The sequence below is a fragment of the Lactiplantibacillus brownii genome (genome assembly GCF_031085375.1).
In the GTDB taxonomy this organism is placed as follows: Bacteria; Bacillota; Bacilli; order Lactobacillales; family Lactobacillaceae; genus Lactiplantibacillus; species Lactiplantibacillus brownii.
In genome coordinates this window covers 1-3,516 of record NZ_JAVCWF010000011.1, presented here as the reverse complement: position 1 = coordinate 3,516, position 3,516 = coordinate 1, and the positions used below count along the sequence as shown (strand labels likewise).

3 protein-coding genes are annotated in these 3,516 nt (G+C 37.3%); all 3 read right to left on the bottom strand.

Annotated features, from left to right (window positions below):
* Nucleotides 1-622 precede the first annotated feature (622 nt).
* Nucleotides 623-1,708 carry a MobV family relaxase gene (gene mobV / locus RA086_RS15935; RefSeq protein WP_308704646.1) on the bottom strand — a complete coding sequence of 362 codons (1,086 nt, stop codon included), beginning with the start codon at nt 1,706-1,708 and terminating at the stop codon, nt 623-625.
* Nucleotides 1,709-1,857: 149 nt separating this feature from the next.
* Nucleotides 1,858-2,367 (bottom strand): hypothetical protein, encoded by a 510-nt coding sequence (locus tag RA086_RS15930; RefSeq protein WP_308704645.1) that lies wholly within the window; start codon nt 2,365-2,367, stop codon nt 1,858-1,860.
* Between the two features lie 192 nt (nt 2,368-2,559).
* The coding region (locus tag RA086_RS15925; RefSeq protein ID WP_246876396.1) for a protein rep at nt 2,560-3,516 on the bottom strand (957 nt) is incomplete at its 5' end.

The window sequence follows — 3,516 nt, the reverse complement described above, 5'->3', positions numbered from 1 at the left end:
AATAAAACTCCTCTCATCTGGCCACGTGAGAAGAGTTAATCTGCATGTATTACTTTACTAAAATCAGCCAGAAGCCTTGACGGTCAACTACCCAAGCCTTAAACTATGTCTAGTAAATAAAAATACGATTTTACAAGATTAACTCACGTGTTCGAGGTCGCCAAACTTTCGAAGCTCACGTGGGTTTTTTTATATTCATTTTATAAACTCATAATACGCCTAAGCCCAGTTGTGTCAAGGGTTTATCCCGATTTTTTAAAATGACGTTGTTTCTAATAGTATCAAGATAAGAAGAAACTGGCAAAAAAACGCCAGTTTCAACCCCTCGGGTGCTGACGCCCCGAACCCAGTCCAAGCTGTGCCAGCTTGACCGCCTAAATGAGCGGGAGCTCCCGCTCAAACTCACCCCGCACTCGCCGTGAGGCAGGAAAGCAAAGTTTAGGAAACTTTGGCTTTCAGCCAATTCAGTGTCTGGGTTTGGTTAGTCAATCAACTCCTTAAAGCCTCAAAAAGGGACTAACTGCTAAAGCAGTAAGTCCCTTTAATTCGATTTACCGTTGACTGACGGCCATTAAACAGCTCCAATACTCATCAGCGGTTAAATTAAAGCCATAGACCAAATTCAAAGGCTTGGACCATCTAATTCATCATGTTGCCCCTCTGAACGCTCCTGTGGCCTCTGAGGGGCTTTTTTAGATAGTTCCTTTAGTCCAGCTCGCTCTAGCCACTCATTTGGTAAGCCAACACCTAATTTGCACTGTAAGAACCGGTCAACGCTCCGAACAATTCCTTGTAACGTATCCACTAATTTTTGGAGCTTCTCATTTTTCTTGCTTAAATCATAATTATTGTCTTTAACTTCAAGCAGTTGATAATTTAGGCTTTGATTATCAAGTTTTAAACGGTTCTGTTGTTGATTATAAATATCACTGACAGCTGCTCGAGATTCTAAGTCATGAAGATCACTTTTTCTAACAACCACTTTATCCTTGCTTAAAAAAGTAGGTTTGCTCTCAATTTCTTGCTGATCACGAGGTTTAAGTTCAGCAAGGCGTTTTCTGGCATCTTCAAGTTCAGCTTGTATTTCTTGTTTTTGAAGCGTCGCCTTTTTCAAATCTTCCCGCATAGCTTTATATTCTGGCACCGTTAAACTTTTACGTTCCGATTCTTGAACCCCACGTTGAATATTAAAACCATGCTGTTGCAAATAAGTCGGTAATTGATCTTGAATATCTCGCAAAGCCGTGCGATTAAATACTCGCTTAGCAGACAACTTATGTTCATCATCAAAGGGCACAATTCCCATATGCATATGTGGCGTACTCTCATCAAGATGAACAATTGCATAACGAATATTTTCTTCACCAAATTTTTCAGCAAAATAATTCTTCGCCGTTTCAAAATATTTGCGGGTATCAGCCGCCGTCAAATCGGCAAAGAAATTACTATCGCTCGAAATAATCCATTCATTGACTAAAACGGCATCTTTTCTGACCGCTCGCTGACTGGTTTTATGCTCGTTAATATAAGCCTCAATATCCGTTTTGAAATGGTTAGTCCGACCAGCAACTAAATCATAATTTAAGCCAGAACGGTCAACGTCAATATCAGTATTTTTGTGATGTTGCGTTCGGCGTTGATCATGATTACCCAAGCCAACTAAATTATCAGCTTTTAATTTCTGCATATTAGCCACTAAATAACTCATTTCACCACTCCATTCCCAAACAGATAAATTTGGTTAGAGCATAGCACAGAATTCGGAAAACCTCCATGCAAGGTATAGCCCAATATACTTTACCTTGTAAAGTTTGGACTCTGCGAGGCCGGTTTTGCCGCTGGCAAAAAAATAATACCTTAACAATGTTCATCAAAAATAAAATTTCTCAAAACATGTAAAAGTTTTCTTTGAATTTCTACAGGTTCAGTTTTTCTTTTCTCAAATTCTCTAATATAATCATCGCTTTGATCAGCACTCATATTTCTAAGATTATTACCAGATCCTCGAGTAGCTATCAATTCATAGTAAGCGAACAACGATTGCACGATTTTATCCACTATTTCAAGAATACTATTTGGAATTGCAAGAGTTCCTTCAACAAAATTTCTCAAAGCTAGTAAATCACTATTCAAATTAGGAATAGAATCTTTACCGGCATATTCTCCAATTTTATTATGAAGTGCTCCAGCTTTCTCAAAAAAAATATTTATAAATTCCTGCAAAACAACAAACATATTAGAATTATCAGTATAATTTGTAACTTCAGAAATGAATTTTACATCAGAATTACTAATAATATTACCGTTAAAATTACCAGAAGAAGTATTAGAACAATTATCTTGACTGGTCTGATTACCTTTTTTCATGCTTCTCACCTTCACTATTATCAACATTGACACTAGAATTATCGATATTATTACCATTGAAACTTCCCTTAATATTTTTCGAACTGTTAATAGTCTTTTTATTTGGTAAATTCTATAATTAATCCGAACAAAAATTAAAAAAAGCTCAAAGCAATCACTTCCCCCCTCACTTATAATATAGACAATAAATCATTAAACAAAATAATTCTTACGCTGATAATCCCATTTAGCAATAATCTCACGCACCACTTGATCAACCTTTTGATCATCACTATCCGTATTAATCAAATCACCATTTTCAACGTCTTCCAATTGCAACTGTTTGCGAATTTCTTTCAGTAACCCACCATAACTAATTTGGCGGGAACCAGCCAAAGCTTGTTCCAGATCGTCAATCACCTGTAAGTCTTGTTCTGGATTATGCGTCAAAATATCTTTAGACTTTACCTGATATTTAGCCGTTTCTTGAGCACTGGCCAATAAAGAATTTTTATGGCGATTCACATTCGGTTTAACTGCCTCAACATTCACAACTGGCATATAAGTTAATTTCATAGCTCGTTGCCAATATCCAGTCCATTCCGCCTGTGAAATATAATTATCAGTTCCCGTAAAATAGCTTGATTTCATAAAAAGCAAGACATGCATATGATGGTGATACATCGGCTGATCTACTTCATGATTAACGGTCACTTCAGTTGAACGCACATAGCCCAGCAAATTTTTAGCCGCTTTTTTATATTGAAAAATTTTTGCAATTGCCCGTCCCATTTGCCGTAATTCACTCTTTAGTTGCTCACCAGTTGTATTCTCAACCGTCAGCGTTAAAAATAAGAACCGACCTGTTTTTCGTTGTTTAACTGCTTCTGCCAAAATTTGCGTTAACTGATTAGACTGCTTCATTGCCCGCCGCCAATTGCACAAAGGACACAAACGAGAATGACAAAACCAAGTCTGCGCTAATTTCTTATGACCTTGTTCATCTTCCACAAAGCGCAAAACTTCCCCACATTCTTTAACCCGGTGAGCTTTCTTATAATTCAATATTTGCAAATAGTCACCATACTGCAAATTCTCTAACTTACGCTCTCGCCACGGACGAACTTTCCCTGACCGAGATTTATCAACTAAAACTTTTCTATCAGTCAA

Coding starts and splice junctions, on each gene's coding strand:
- mobV (WP_308704646.1), bottom strand. CDS start 1,708: ATGAGTTATTTAGTGGCTAATATGCAGAAATTAAAAGCTGATAATTTA.
- RA086_RS15930 (WP_308704645.1), bottom strand. CDS start 2,367: ATGAAAAAAGGTAATCAGACCAGTCAAGATAATTGTTCTAATACTTCT.